The following is a 14,779-nucleotide window of genomic DNA, read 5'->3' as shown; positions in this document are numbered from 1 at the left end:
TGAGAGAGGTGCTTTTTTGCGTTCGGGGTCTGATTGAGAAAGGATTTGTTCGCTCCGAAGGAGGCTCTTCCCGGAAGGTTATTGTGCTTGCTGTAATGTTGAGAAAGGTAGGGATGAATATGCAAATTGTGTTTATGAACCGTTTATCCAGAATATCTGGAGTGGATCAAGAGGTGTACGCCCAGCTGTGGATTGGAGAGGAAGAGGGGATCTGGAGTTTGGGCTGGCGTGATTTTTCAGGTGGGGAGAATTACATTGAGAATTTGTGGTATGAAGGTGGTTCATGGAATGAGATGCTCTGTGTATACAGGCATGAGCTAGCAGTGAAGATGGGAGATGGCTATCGACCCTTAATCGATGGGATATTCCACGAGGAGGATAGTCTTACTGGGCGTAATCAGGAACAGCTGAAGCTTCAATATTACAGCGAACATTATGGGAATGAAGCCATTTATGAAGAGTTATGTGCTTGGCGCCGTGGTAAGGCTTCGAGTGAACGGAAGGCGCCCTATATTCTCGCCAGTAATCGTCTGTTGCGCTTGTTAAGTACATTTCTACCGCATACGCCAGAGGAACTGATGCAAATTCCGTGTGTGGGAGAAGGCAAGATAGCGCAGTTTGGGGCTGATTGGCTGGCTATAACTACTGCGGTGGCAAGGGAACATTCCTTCCCTCTAAATTGGGTGCATGAAGTAATTGAAGAGGAGTCTTTCGTCTCTTGGCTTTATAAACAGAAAGAAGTCAAATATAAGAAGCAGCTAGAACGACTGCGCTTGCGGAGGATTTTGCTGCAGGGGATCGAGAATGGGTTGGGCTTGGAACAGCTTAAGGTGAATAGTGGAGTGAACCGGCGTGAACTTATAGAAGCGGTAGAGGAGCTAGAAAGAGAAGGTTATTCCGTCGAGAAGCTAATCCATGTAGAGCTTGGCAATATGCCGCAGAATGAGCAGGATGCTATATGGAATGCCTATGTGGAGCTCGGGGATCTTTTCCTAAAACCGGTGTTACATAAGGTGTATGGCGACGACTTTTCCGCTGCTGAAGGATTGGATATTTATTATGAGCGTCTGCGATTGATCCGCATCCGTTTCCGTCGAGAGCAAACGCATAAAGTGGGCATGGCGACCAGTTTTTAAATTTGCGCATACCAAAAAGACGAAGGCTTCCTTATACCTTACGGTTACAGGTCCTTCGTCTTGCTTATTCGTCCGGTTTGTTTCATAGCCATTCCTTCTTGCGGAAAACATACAGCATCCCACAGCCTAACGTCAACATAACGCCTATAACGCCATAATAGCCATATTTCGTATGAAGCTCGGGCATATGATCAAAGTTCATACCGTAGATTCCGGTAATTACGGTCAGGGGCATGAATATTGTTGTAATCGCAGTAAATACTCTCATAATTTCATTCGCGCGGTTGGCGATACTGGATTGGTATGCCTCTCGTAAGTTGCCCATGAGATCGCGATACGTCTCAAAGGTTTCAGATATTTTAACCGCATTTTCATAAATGTCGCTAAAATATTTCTGCAGCTGATCATCAATCAGACGGAGGTCTTTTTTATTTAGGGTATTGATCACTTCTTTTTGTGGCCCCAGCATTTTCTTCAACCATAGAATTTCACTTCGCAGACCGATAATTTCACTGAGATGTGACTTCTTGGTATGCATGAGGATATCTTCTTCCAGCTTCTCAATCCGAGCTTCAATTCGGTCGCCGACGGAGAAATAGTTATCAACGACAAGGTCAATTAGCAAGTAAAGGAACATATCCGGTTCACTTACTTCTTGCTCCCAGAGCATAGGCTTCAGGATTCGTAGTTCATTGATCTTTTGTTTCGTGACAGTGATGATGTAATGTCTTCCAAGGAATACATTGAGCGCCCGTAGAAAAATTTCTTCATCGTCAAAGCGGATGCTATTTACAACTATAAAGTAGTGACTTTCGTATATTTCGATCTTTGGACGCTGATCCTCTTCGCTAAGGCAATCCTCAACAGCAAGATCATGTAGGTTGAACAAGGGCTGAAGCAGCTCCAAATCCTCAACATCGGCGTCAATCCAATAGAACCCTTCCGTTGGGGGTGTTAGTGTTTCATCAATTTCATCAATAGGTGTAAAAACCCCTGCATTTACCAGCCGGATTTTCATCTGATTTCACTCCTCCTATCCCCAGGTCTTCACTAGGGACTGCTAAATTAAGCACAGAGAAAAAAATCAGCTTGGCCGGCGGTACAATCAATACATAGGGCCAAATGACGTTTCGAGGGCATGAAGAAGAACTGCTCCCGCCGCCGGCAAGCTGATGATTATCCTGTGTGGTTGCTCATTCTGTACACATATTTGCGAGCTCGGGTCGCCTTCCATCCTTCTTCTCACCTCTTCTTTTCGTTCAGGTATGAAATACTTGTCTAGTATAACAACGGAGTATGCCTCTTTCAAGCAAATTTATTGTGATTTTGAGGCTTCTTCAGCATTGTATGGACTTGACGAAAAGGAGGTTCATGATTTAAAGTGAATTTTAAAGTAATTTAATTGAATACAGCTAAATCTTATCAAGAGCAGGTGGAGGGACTAGCCCTATGAAACCCGGCAACCGGCGTGTAAACGCACGGTGCTAATTCTTGCGGAATTTCTGCAGACGTCTAATCGTCTTCAGGAACATTCTGGCAGATGAGAGAGGCGCATATGACTGTAGATATGACCTTTCTCGATTTCCGAGGAAGGTCTTTTTATGTTCAGCAAGCCGCAGTGCGGCAAAATAACTAAATTCAGCTAAGGAGTGGAAAGACAATGCCAATTAAAATTCCCGACAGTTTACCGGCGAAAGAAGTACTATCCGGAGAAAATATTTTTGTGATGGACGAAAGTCAGGCTTTCCATCAGGATATCCGTCCACTACGGATTGCTATTCTGAACCTCATGCCGACTAAAGAGACGACAGAGACTCAATTGCTGCGTTTAATTGGAAATTCGCCACTACAAGTTGATGTTACTTTATTGCATCCGCGTTCCCATATTTCCAAGAATACTTCTGCTGAACATTTGAAGAGCTTTTACAAAACCTTTGACGAGATCAGCCACCGCCGTTTGGATGGTTTAATCGTTACAGGTGCTCCTGTAGAACAAATGGAGTTCGAGGAAGTATCGTATTGGGAAGAACTGAAAGAGATTTTTGAATGGAGCAAGGACAATGTGACTTCAACCATGCATATTTGTTGGGCGGCACAGGCAGGCTTATATCATCATTTTGGTGTTCGTAAAGTGGCATTGCCTGAGAAATGTTTTGGCGTCTTCCCTCATACGATTAATCAAAATAACATTAAACTGTTGCGCGGCTTTGACGAGGTATTCCATGTACCACACTCTCGTCATACCGATGTCTCCCGTGAAGATATTGAGAATAATCCAGATCTGCAGATTCTGGCGGAATCCGAAGAAGCTGGTATGTATCTAGTGGCTACAAACGACGGTAAACAAATATTTGTGACCGGACATTCCGAATACGATCCTCTATCCTTGAAATGGGAATATGACCGTGATGTGTCTAGAGGGATGGAGATGGCTTTGCCGAAACATTACTTCCCTAAAGATGATCCAGAACGTACACCTCCAGCAGTGTGGCGTGCGCATGCCAATTTATTATTCTCTAACTGGCTCAATTACTATGTATATCAAGAAACGCCTTATGATATCGACCCGATTGTTTACTAATAATAGCGCTACAATATAAATTAGGAGGCATTAATCATGGATGACAAACTTAGGATTGAAAGTAGACTGGCTCAAATAGGTTCTCAAGAAGATCCAGCCACAGGAGCAATTAATTTTCCGATTTATAATGCAACGGCATTTCGTCATCCAAAACTCGGTCAGAGCACAGGGTTTGATTATAGCCGTACCAAGAGTCCGACCCGTTCAGTGCTTGAGAATGCAGCTGCAGAACTGGAATCCGGAGATGCAGGATTTGCTTGTAGCTCAGGGATGGCAGCGATACAAACGGTGCTTACCTTGTTTGCTCAAGGCGACCATCTGATCGTTTCGCTGGATCTTTACGGCGGTACCTATCGTTTGTTGGAACGGATTATGTCCAAGTTTGGAATCACTGCTTCATATGTAGACACGAATGATTTGGATGCACTGGAAACTTCGCGTCGTCCAAATACGAAAGCTGTATTTATTGAAACGCCAACGAACCCACTTATGATGATCACGGATATTGAAGCCGTGTGCACTTGGGCACGTCATCATGGGTTACTTAGCATTGTAGATAATACGCTGCTGACTCCATTCTTCCAACGGCCTATAGAATTAGGTGCGGATATTGTAGTTCATAGCGCTACTAAGTATTTGGGTGGTCATAATGATGTACTGGCAGGCCTGATTGTATCCAAGGGTGTAGAATTATCAGCTGAATTAGCTATTCTACATAACTCTATTGGCGCCGTGCTCGGACCAACAGACAGTTATCAGTTGATGAGGGGCTTGAAGACATTGGCGCTGCGTATGGAGCGTCACGAAAGCAATGCATTAGCGATCGCTCACTACTTATTAGAGCATCCAGCGATTGCGGAAGTGTTCCATCCAGGATTGCCTGATCATCCAGGACATGAAATCCAGAATCGCCAATCTTCAGGCAATACCGGTATTTTTTCTTTCAAATTAAAAGATGCCAGATACGTAGAGCCGCTTCTTCGTCATATTCGTCTTATTGCATTCGCAGAAAGCTTGGGCGGTGTAGAGTCACTGATGACTTATCCGGCTGTACAAACGCATGCTGATATTCCTGTGGAGATTCGAAATGCTGTGGGTGTAGATGATCGTTTACTGCGCTTCTCCGTCGGTATTGAACATGCAGAGGATTTGATTGCTGATCTTAGCCAAGCACTAGAAGCCGCTAGGGCAGAAATTGAGTCCAAGTAACAGGAAGAAATGTTCAATCGAGTGTTAGTGGAGAAATAGAGTATAACTAGCAGTATCGCTTAGTGCGATGCTGCTTTTCTTCTGGATAGGAATTTGCGAAGAATGTAAAAGCATTTTTCAAGCTGTTCAGATTGTGATACGATGAGGAAATGAACTGTTCAATTGTATGAGAAAGGGTTGTCACCTTGAAAAAAGAGACAACGTTTTTTCTTCCTGTAATTTTGTGATTCTACCATACCCCTAAGGGTTTAGAAGGAGGATGCGAACGATGAGTGCGATAGATCTTATTTTGGACAAAGCCCTACGGGGTGAACGTCTCCAATTGGAAGATACCATCCGGCTGTTCGAGAGCAACGAAATTGAGAAAATGGGTGCAGCTGCAAACACCATAATGGAACGCTGGCATCCAGACCCGATGGCCACGTTTGTAATTGGTCGTAATATTAACTATACGAATGTATGTGATGTCTACTGCCGTTTCTGCGCATTTTATCGCAGACCTGGCTCTGATGAGGGTTATGTATTGCCGGATGAGACGATTTACCAAAAAATCGCTGAGACTATCGCTGTAAATGGTACAGAAATACTGATGCAAGGCGGTACGAACCCAAATCTTCCTTTCAGCTATTATACCGATATACTTCGCGGAATTAAGCAACGTTTTCCTGAGATTACAATGCATTCCTTCTCTCCTGCTGAGATTATGAAGATGAAAGAAGTATCTGGATTATCGCTCGAGGAAGTTGTGCGTGAAATCCATGCTGCTGGCCTGGATTCACTACCAGGTGGTGGAGCGGAAATTCTCGATGATCGCACACGACGCAAGATCAGCCGACTTAAAGGCTCATGGCGCGAGTGGATGGATGTCATGCAGACAGCGCATAAGATCGGTATGAATACGACAGCTACGATGGTCATTGGACTTGGTGAAAGTATGGAAGAACGGGCATTACACTTACTTCGTGTGCGTGAGGCTCAGGACGAGTGTATTGCCAACAAGTATGATTCAGAGGGTTTCTTGGCCTTTATCTCTTGGACCTTCCAACCGGACAATACCAACCTGAAGCTGGATAGACAAACGCCTGAAGAATATCTGAAGACGGTAGCCATAAGTCGCCTTGTTCTAGACAATATTAAAAACTTCCAGTCCTCTTGGGTAACAATGGGACCAGAGGTCGGTAAGCTTTCCCTTCAATATGGCTGCAACGATTTCGGTAGTACGATGATTGAAGAAAACGTAGTATCTTCTGCGGGCGCAACCTACAAGGTCAATATCGAATCGATTACTCAGCTGATCCGCGAAGCAGGCAAAATCCCGGCACAGCGGAATACACGCTACGATATTCTGCGCGTGTTCGATGATGCTAATGCGAAGATTGATAATGATTTCATCATGCAGAACTAATATATAAATTAAATCAACGCTTGTTGCTCGTTAATCCGTTTAGTGGATGATTGAGCAGCAAGCGTTTTTTTGTATGGTTAAGATTTCGAAGGTTTATTTTACCTGTGAACATAAATTCATTATTTTATTACATTTCTGTATACACATTATTATCCAAAAGTGATATCATAATCATATCAAAAGAATATCTTATGGGGGTGCTTTTTTATGAAGGAGAAGACGCTTCGTCCTGTCAGCGGATTTTGGGTTATCGCATTAATTGCAGTTTGTTTGGCTGGTGGAATCTATGGTGCTGTTCAGGAGTATATTGCAGTACCGGTCATTCTGTTCGTTGTATCAGCAATACTATGTACGAGTATTACGGTTGTACAACCTAATAAGTCGGTTGTAGTCACCTTTTTCGGCAAATATGTAGGGACTATTGCAACGAGTGGACTGTTCGCAGTTATTCCGTTCAGCGTACGTAAGACGGTTTCCCTACGCGTTCGTAACTTTAACAGTGTGAAGCTCAAGGTCAATGATGTTGAAGGTAATCCGATTGAAATTGCTGCAGTTATCGTTTTTAAGGTGATTAACTCCGCTAAAGCCCTCTTTGATGTAGATAAATACATGGCTTTCGTAGAGATTCAGAGTGAAACGGCGCTGCGTCATGTAGCCAGCAAATACCCTTATGATAACTTCAATGAATCTGGGATGTCCCTGCGTGCCAATGCAGATGAAATTGCTAAAGAGTTAGCGACTGAGCTTCAAGAGCGTTTGTCCTTATCTGGTGTAGAAGTCATTGAAGCCCGGCTTACACATTTGGCTTATTCAACAGAAATTGCCAGCACCATGTTGCAGCGGCAGCAAGCTTCTGCCATTCTGTCTGCTCGTCAAATCATTGTTGAAGGTGCAGTTGGTATGGTCGATATGGCGATTAAACAGCTTAAAGAGAGCGGTGTAGTGGAGCTTGACGAAGAACGTAAAGCGGCCATGATTAATAATCTGATGGTGGCGATCGTGTCGGAGCGCGGAGCGAGTCCGGTCATTAACGCCGGCTCGTTGTATTAAGGCGGTGCATCATGGCGGCCAAGAAAAGCTTTCCATTGCGGATCGATCCGGATCTGCATGAGGCGTTGGAACGTTGGGCGGGAGAGGAATTTCGCAGTGTAAACGGACATATCGAATACTTGCTGCGTGAGTCTTTGAAACGTGCAGGCCGCTTACCTGGGAAACGCAGAGAAGAGTAACCTGTTAAGGACAGTTCTAGCGCTATTTCCTGGCTGCAGAACTGTCCGTGTAGGTGACTGTGTCCGCTGTTTACAAAATTTTGCTCCCTCTACAGACTTGACTGTCAGAGAGGACAGATTTATAATTACTCCATAATTCACGTTAACAGCTTTGACAAAGATATGAATGGATTGTTCTGGACCGTATCAGAGAGAGGGAACATAGGCTGTAATTTCCTCCGGTATCCTACTATCGATTTACCCCTTTGTAGCTGCGGTTATGAATTCCCTGAAATGGGATAGTAAGAACCGCCGGTTCATGGTCGTTATTCCATGCTTACGAAGGATTCTGACTCGACTCTGCTTTAAGAGCAGATTGAGAGAATCGAATTTGGGTGGAACCACGGGTGCAAACGCTCGTCCCTTTGCGGGACGGGCGTTTTTTGTATGCGTGGATATTTCCGTTTCGAAAAATTTAAAATTGTTGTTTGGCTTAAGGAAATGAAGGAGGAAATTAAAATGGTAAGTATTAAACTTCCGGACGGCTCCGTTCGGGAATATGCAGAAGGTAGTAATATTGATGATGTAGCGGCTTCTATTAGTAGTGGACTTCGCAAGAATGCGGTGGCAGGGAAATTGAATGGTATTGTCGTGGATCTGTCCACTCCGCTAGAGGAAGGCGCATTGATAGAAATCGTAACTTTGGATTCACCTGAAGGCTTGGAAGTTATGCGTCACAGTACTGCCCACTTGATGGCGCAAGCTGTAAGACGTTTATATGGAACAAAGGAAGTTAAGCTTGGTGTAGGTCCTGTTATCGAAGATGGCTTCTACTACGATATGGATTTGGAACATCCGCTTAATCCTGAGGATCTGCTAAAGATTGAAAAGGAAATGGATCGCATTATCTCTGAGAACCTTCCAATCGTACGTAAGGAAGTTAGCCGTAAGGAAGCGCTCCAAATATTCGGTGAGCTAGGCGATCCTTACAAACTTGAACTAATTGAAGCATTGCCTGAAGATAGTGTGATTTCGATCTATGAACAAGGCGAATTCTTCGACTTGTGCCGTGGACCACACTTACCGTCGACTTCTAAGATCAAAGTCTTTAAATTGATGAATGTAGCTGGTGCTTACTGGCGCGGCGATAGCAAGAATAAAATGCTTCAACGCGTATACGGTACAGCTTGGATTAAAAAAGCGCAGCTCGATGAGCATCTTCGTCTGCTTGAAGAAGCCAAGAAACGCGATCACCGTAAGCTGGGTAAAGAGCTTGAAATCTTCACATTTAATCAATTAGTAGGCCAAGGCTTGCCGATCTGGCTGCCTAAGGGTGCTAAACTGCGCAGTATTCTGGAGCGTTACATTGTGGATCTGGAAGCAAGTCTAGGATACCAACATGTATATACTCCGGTTCTTGGTAATGTTGAACTATATAAAACTTCTGGACACTGGGAGCACTATCAAGAGGACATGTTCCCTAAAATGACTATTGATAATGAGGAATTTGTTCTTCGCCCAATGAACTGCCCGCATCACATGATGATTTATAAGAGCTCCATGCACAGCTATCGTGATCTGCCGATCCGTATTGCTGAACTGGGTATCCAGCACCGTTATGAAATGTCAGGAGCATTGACTGGCTTGCACCGTGTGCGTTCGATGACTCTAAATGACTCCCATATTTTCTGCCGTCTGGATCAAATTAAAGGCGAGTTCATTCGTGTAATCGAGTTGATTAAACAGGTATACAGTGACTTTGGTATTAATGACTACCGTTTCCGGTTGTCTTATCGTGATCCTAAGGATACAGAGAAATATTACGCTAATGACGAAATGTGGGAAACTGCACAGCGTATGTTGCGTGAAGTTGTAGAAGAAGCTGGTCTGCCATTCTACGAAGCAGAAGGCGAAGCTGCCTTCTACGGTCCGAAGCTGGATGTGCAGATCAAGACTGTACTAGGCAAAGAAGAAACTCTCTCCACTGTACAGATCGACTTCTTGCTGCCTGAACGCTTTGAATTGGAATATATCGGTGACGATGGTCAGAAACACCGTCCAGTCGTTCTACACCGCGGTATTTTAGGTACTATGGAGCGCTTTGTTGCTTTCTTGTTAGAGAACTTTGCAGGATCACTGCCGCTTTGGCTGTCTCCACAGCAGGTTAAAGTTATTCCTGTTTCGACTGCCTTCGACGATTATGCTAAGGAAGTTACAGACAAGCTGCGTCGCCGTGGTATCTCTGCTGAGGCAGATTTACGTAATGAGAAGCTTGGCTATAAGATCCGTGAAGCTCAGCTGGAGAAGCTACCATACATGTTCGTAGTTGGCGAGAATGAGATGAATGCCGAGACAGTTTCCATCCGTAAGCGTGGAGAAGGCGATATGGGAGCTAAGCCGCTTCAAGAAGTGATTGAGCTGCTGGCTCAGGAAATTGCTGACCGTGTAATCTCCTAATTACTTGTAATAATCAACACCAAAAGTACGTCTAATAACGACCTCTGTCATATGCCCATAAGGATTGAAAATTGATCTTTATGTATAAAATTTTGTGAATCGGGAAACCTTCGCTAATAAGGGGGAGGTTTATCACATGAACAAAATGGGCATATTTCAGAGGTTTTGGTGTCTTTTCGTCACAATAGTCCTACTGTTGACTGCTGCAGGTATCATTCCTGAATCCAAGCATCAAGCAGTTGTGGCCAATGGGACAGGAGACACATTACAGCACACAGATATTAGCAAAACGCTTTCGAACGAATTGCAACATACTCAGGCTAATTCTGGTTCAATGAGAACCAAAGATCAACAAGCTATTCTCACCACTGGCCGTTCTACCTTGTTATCAAACGAGCCATATTCCAGCGTACCGATCGTTCCTGCGACAACAAAAAATAAACCAGTAGCTACAAAGTCACCACAGAGCACTAAAGCTCCAATTACCAAAGGGAGTGGGGGCACAGGCTCTTCAAAATCGCCGAATTCTGTTCCTGTAGCTGCGCCAGCTCCTGACCAGATTATTACTTCAATGAAAGTGATGGCGACGGGTTATACTGCGGGTTATGAATCAACAGGTAAAACATCTAAACATCCCGAATACGGAATCACCTATTCAGGTGTTAAAGTACGTAGAGATAAGAACACAGTCTCGACTATTGCTGCTGACCCTAAGGTAATCCCGTTAGGGAGTATACTTTATATACCTGGTTATGGATACGGCATCGTAGCTGATACAGGATCTGCCATTAAAGGGCGGAAGATTGATTTGTATTTTGCTACTACGAAACAGGTGTATAAGGAATGGGGCAAAAAATCAGTTGTAGTTCAGCTCATTAAGCGAGGAAACGGTACATGTACAGAAGTGATGCTGAAGAAGCTCACTCAGGCAATTGAGACTTATAATGCTGTACCGCAATCCCTGCTGGAAGAATCCATTTAAGATCTAGCGGTTATACTTCAATGAATTTGGTGGATTGAACTTAATTTCACTTGGTCATGCATAATAGTGACATCACCTTGCCATAATACGGACTGGGGCAGAGCATTAGCCTCATCCAAGATTTTCTCTTAGTAAGCATTATCTATGCTGCATAAGGGATAAGGGAGGTGAATTACGTGGCTAATAATAAAAAATCTAAAGTTCAAGAAAACTACAAAACACCGAATGAAAAATACAATGCTGAGTTTGCTGTTGAGAATGACGGCGCAACTAAGCAAAGTGGAAATACTTCTAAGCCAGCTCAGAAACCGCAACAATAATGCGCTTCTGAAGCAGAAGACTGCTGAATAAAGAGACTGTCCCAATCAGTTTAAAACTGAGGGACGGTCTTTTTTCATTTTTCATATATAATGAAGTAAATGGAATATTAACCCATTCGTCTCCGTCTAGAGACTGAGTGGAAGTTCCTTCTCTCGCCGCTGTTTATGAGCGCTTCCTTCCTGTAGACTAAAGCTATAAGATTGAAGAAGAGAGCGTTCCACTAATTTAAAGGGGAAATGGAATATGAAAAGAAGGTTCACCAGTCAGATTTTTGGCGGCTTGATCCTGATAGGGATTGGAGCCATGTTTCTACTTAGACAATTGGGTTACACCGATTTCAGCTTAGGTTATTTAATCTCAAATTATTGGCCTGTTATCTTGATCCTCATGGGGATGAAGCGACTCCTGGGTACGGGAGACGAACATCAAAAAGGTGGATCTTCACCTATCGGCGGTTTTTTCTTTCTGGCGATCGGAGTGTTCTTCCTTGGACGAAATTTGGACTGGTTCGATATTTCAGCCGGGGATTTTTTCAAAATGTTCATTCCAATCATGCTTATTGGTGGCGGTCTTTATGTGATTTTTAAACCACGAGGTTCAGTACCACCAGTGCCACCTGCGCCACCATCACCACCTGATTACTTTCCTCCAGGAAAAAGCTCACTGGATGTGGAGCCGCCAACGCCGCTGGATTCCACGCTTGATGAACAATTCGAGCAGAAATTCGGCAAACCTTCTGGAGAGCGAGACTGGAATATTAATCTTCAAAAAGATGAAGAAGAGGATGAGGACGGAACTGGAGCTTTTAAGTCCACCGCTGAATCACGTTGGCAGGAGAAACAGGAGCGTCATGAGCGCAGACGCCAAGAACGTCATGAGCGTCATGCTAGAAGACATGGGGAATGGCATGAGGAGTTCCATAAGACAGAGAGTAGCAGCAAGGAGTCAACTAATCGCTCTGCTTTTATTGGGGATGTCCACATGGGTCGCGAGCATTTCCAACTGAAGAATACAAATGTCTCGCAGTTTATAGGTGATACTGTACTGGATCTGACGAACGCGCAGATTGCTTATGGAGAAACGAAAATTAATATCTCCGCTTTTATAGGTGACATCAAGGTGTACATTCCGAATGATATGGATCTTGGAATCTCAGTGAACAGTAGTTCATTTATCGGCGATATGGAAGTTTTGGATCAGTCTCGGAGTGGATTTATGAGCAGTGTTCAATGCAAGACGCCTTATTATAAAGAAGCGGGCAAAAAGGTCCGCATTAACGTAAGTGCTTTTATAGGTGACATTAAAGTTAAAACGGTGGGTTAGATGGGAACAATCTTTAGTAATACCAAATGGTTGTTGTTGTTTTACTTTTTGCTCACTGGAGCCGTAAGCGCCGGGTTGATGTATGCAGGCACTTGCCTTGGGTATATCGAAGTAATGGATTATCGCATGTGGCTGTACTTATGTCTGGGGATCGTGTTGTTCACTGTTGTAATCGGCTATATGGCAGGTCAGCGCATTCAGCGCCGGATTGATCATCTGGATCTAAATATGCTGCAGGTGGCAAAAGGGAATCTGTCCGTTCGTATGCCAGAGAGTGATGACCAGTCTTTTGCGAGAGTGTACCATGAATTTAATGTCATGATGGATACGGTTGAGAACAAGATGCAGCTTCTGCAGCGATTGGGTGAACAAGAGGTTATTGAGAAGGAACAGGCAGCGGAGAGTGCGGTGTTGGAGGAAAGAAGGCGTATGGCCCGGGATTTGCATGATACGGTGAGCCAACAGCTTTTTGCCATCCATATGTCGGCTTCTTCGCTGCCTAAAGTGCTGAAGGTTAATGAAGCTCAAGGTCAATTGGTAATGGATCAGTTAATTGCAATGTCACAGATGGCACAAAAGCAGATGAGAGCACTTATTGCACAGTTGCGACCGGTGGAGCTGGAAGGCAGGAATCTCTTCGAAGCACTGGAAAAATGGTTCCCTGATTATTGCCGCCAGAACGGCTTAAAAGGAATGAAGGAGCTTGAGCTGCAAGGAGAATTATCTGAGGCTATTGAACATCAGTTATTCTTGATTATCCAGGAGGCTATGGCGAATATTGTGAAGCATGCTGAAGCTAGACTGGTCAGTTTATCACTGCGTGAAGGGTCAAGACAGGTTGTGCTGAGTATTAGCGACGACGGTCAAGGTTTTGAACATATACAGCAAAAACAGGGTTCGTACGGTCTTACCACCATGCGCGAGCGTGCGGAGAAACTGGGTGGACAAGTGGAGATTATTAGCCGTAAGGGTGCGGGAACGACCATACGTGTACATATCCCTAAGTTTGTGCAAGGGAACTCTGAGTTAGAGGGAAAAAGAGCGTTAGGAACAGATACAGAGGACGAGGAGGAATAGAGCATGAGCGTCATAAGAGTGTTGCTCGTGGATGATCATGATATGGTGCGGATGGGTCTTAAAACATATCTGATGCTGGAGCCGACGTTTGAGGTTATAGGAGAAGCAGCAAATGGACAAGAAGCGCTGGAGATGCTGCGTGCTGGCGGACATGAAGGCTTACCCGATCTCGTGCTAATGGATCTGATGATGCCTGTGATGAATGGTGTGGAGACTACTCGTGCAGTGCTATCGGAATTTCCTGGTCTCAAAATCGTTATCTTGACCAGCTTCTTAGAGGATGACCTCGTCGTGGACGCTATAGAAGCTGGAGCAGTCAGCTATGTGCTCAAAACCGTATCGGCAGAGGAGCTGATCTACGCACTGCAAGGCGCATTTCGCGGTATGCCAGTTATGACAGGGGATGTATCGCAAGCGTTGACACGTGGCATTCGCCAGCGTACCGTGCAAGGTGATTCCTCCGGCTTGACGGAGCGTGAGAAGGAGGTCCTACTACTTATTGCAGAGGGCAAGACCAATAAGGATATCGGCGAGGAACTACATATCAGCATCAAGACTGTGAAGACGCATGTCAGTAACCTGCTGATGAAATGCGAGCTGGATGATCGAACCCAGTTGGCTATTTATGCTCATCGGAAGGGTTGGGCTCAGGGTTAGGGATTGGTGTTTAAGATGATTTGGAGTAGTTTATGGGGGCTTAAAAGTAAGTTATAGGGAAAACTTCCCTTTAAACTTGAGTTTTAGGCTTGTATACAGGATTATAGGGAAATCCTCCGTATAAATTCCTTGTTTTTCTCATAAATAGCTATATTGCTGAGAATTATAGGGAGGTATTCCCTTTAAATCTTGATTTCTTGTGATTTTTGGTTAATTATAGGGAGATTTTCCCTATAATTATTGATCGTTGTTTGTTCCTTGTTCTTGGACTTCGTTCACGGACGTCGTTCTAGGGTTTTGTTCTAGGTTGTATGTTGGAAGTTCGGGCCGCGTTGTTTTCCGCGCCCGAGCTTCTTTTTTACTTCCCTGCCTAGGGATTGGGTATCAGAGCGAAAAGTTTACGTCCGCCTTTGAAATTATGTT

General features: G+C 44.3%; 13 protein-coding genes and 1 riboswitch. Of the genes, 12 read left to right on the top strand and 1 reads right to left on the bottom strand.

The features are described 5' to 3' along the window. The first annotated feature begins 119 nt into the window (after positions 1-119). Entirely contained in the window at positions 120-1,136 is a 1,017-nt protein-coding gene (locus tag ACQKMP_RS06380) for an HRDC domain-containing protein (protein ID WP_427469216.1), read from the top strand. Positions 1,137-1,218: 82 nt separating this feature from the next. On the opposite strand, the gene corA is transcribed toward ACQKMP_RS06380, so the two are convergent. Beyond that, a complete protein-coding gene (gene corA / locus ACQKMP_RS06375; RefSeq protein ID WP_042125638.1) occupies positions 1,219-2,154 on the bottom strand; it encodes a magnesium/cobalt transporter CorA in 936 nt (311 codons plus the stop codon). A 398-nt stretch (positions 2,155-2,552) separates the two neighbouring features. Next, positions 2,553-2,683: riboswitch (SAM riboswitch) on the top strand. A 113-nt stretch (positions 2,684-2,796) separates the two neighbouring features. Between corA and metA the strand changes: the two genes are divergently transcribed. From metA to ACQKMP_RS06320, 11 genes are all read left to right on the top strand, one after another. Continuing rightward, positions 2,797-3,717, top strand: coding sequence for a homoserine O-acetyltransferase MetA (metA, locus tag ACQKMP_RS06370; RefSeq protein ID WP_042186211.1), 921 nt, complete (start codon positions 2,797-2,799; stop codon positions 3,715-3,717). A gap of 36 nt (positions 3,718-3,753) precedes the next feature. Beyond that, entirely contained in the window at positions 3,754-4,926 is a 1,173-nt protein-coding gene (locus ACQKMP_RS06365; RefSeq protein WP_042186212.1) for an aminotransferase class I/II-fold pyridoxal phosphate-dependent enzyme, read from the top strand. 268 nt (positions 4,927-5,194) lie between these two features. Then, positions 5,195-6,331 (top strand): cyclic dehypoxanthinyl futalosine synthase, encoded by a 1,137-nt coding sequence (gene mqnC / locus ACQKMP_RS06360; RefSeq protein WP_042125644.1) that lies wholly within the window; start codon positions 5,195-5,197, stop codon positions 6,329-6,331. Positions 6,332-6,538: 207 nt separating this feature from the next. Next, positions 6,539-7,381 carry an SPFH domain-containing protein gene (locus ACQKMP_RS06355; protein ID WP_042186213.1) on the top strand — a complete coding sequence of 281 codons (843 nt, stop codon included), beginning with the start codon at positions 6,539-6,541 and terminating at the stop codon, positions 7,379-7,381. A gap of 11 nt (positions 7,382-7,392) precedes the next feature. After that, the gene (locus ACQKMP_RS06350; RefSeq protein WP_042186214.1) at positions 7,393-7,560 is read left to right on the top strand and encodes a toxin-antitoxin system HicB family antitoxin; all 168 of its coding nucleotides are present in this window, start codon (positions 7,393-7,395) and stop codon (positions 7,558-7,560) included. Positions 7,561-8,058: 498 nt separating this feature from the next. Continuing rightward, the gene (thrS, locus tag ACQKMP_RS06345) at positions 8,059-9,996 is read left to right on the top strand and encodes a threonine--tRNA ligase (protein WP_076300071.1); all 1,938 of its coding nucleotides are present in this window, start codon (positions 8,059-8,061) and stop codon (positions 9,994-9,996) included. Between the two features lie 481 nt (positions 9,997-10,477). Continuing rightward, positions 10,478-10,978, top strand: coding sequence for a 3D domain-containing protein (locus ACQKMP_RS06340; protein ID WP_379423528.1), 501 nt, complete (start codon positions 10,478-10,480; stop codon positions 10,976-10,978). A gap of 176 nt (positions 10,979-11,154) precedes the next feature. Beyond that, positions 11,155-11,298: a hypothetical protein gene (locus ACQKMP_RS06335; protein WP_156113077.1), complete on the top strand. Its 144-nt coding sequence runs from the start codon at positions 11,155-11,157 to the stop codon at positions 11,296-11,298. A gap of 244 nt (positions 11,299-11,542) precedes the next feature. Further along, positions 11,543-12,622 carry a cell wall-active antibiotics response protein LiaF gene (gene liaF, locus ACQKMP_RS06330; protein WP_042186218.1) on the top strand — a complete coding sequence of 360 codons (1,080 nt, stop codon included), beginning with the start codon at positions 11,543-11,545 and terminating at the stop codon, positions 12,620-12,622. Further along, entirely contained in the window at positions 12,623-13,699 is a 1,077-nt protein-coding gene (locus ACQKMP_RS06325; RefSeq protein ID WP_339246280.1) for a sensor histidine kinase, read from the top strand. Positions 13,700-13,702: 3 nt separating this feature from the next. After that, the gene (locus tag ACQKMP_RS06320) at positions 13,703-14,356 is read left to right on the top strand and encodes a response regulator (RefSeq protein ID WP_042186223.1); all 654 of its coding nucleotides are present in this window, start codon (positions 13,703-13,705) and stop codon (positions 14,354-14,356) included. The last annotated feature ends 423 nt before the right edge of the window (positions 14,357-14,779 follow it).

The organism is Paenibacillus sp. NPDC101420, from assembly GCF_050277435.1.
In the GTDB taxonomy this organism is placed as follows: Bacteria; Bacillota; Bacilli; order Paenibacillales; family Paenibacillaceae; genus Paenibacillus_AQ.
Note: the sequence above shows the minus strand (reverse complement) of the source record. Positions and strands in the feature narration are given on the sequence as shown.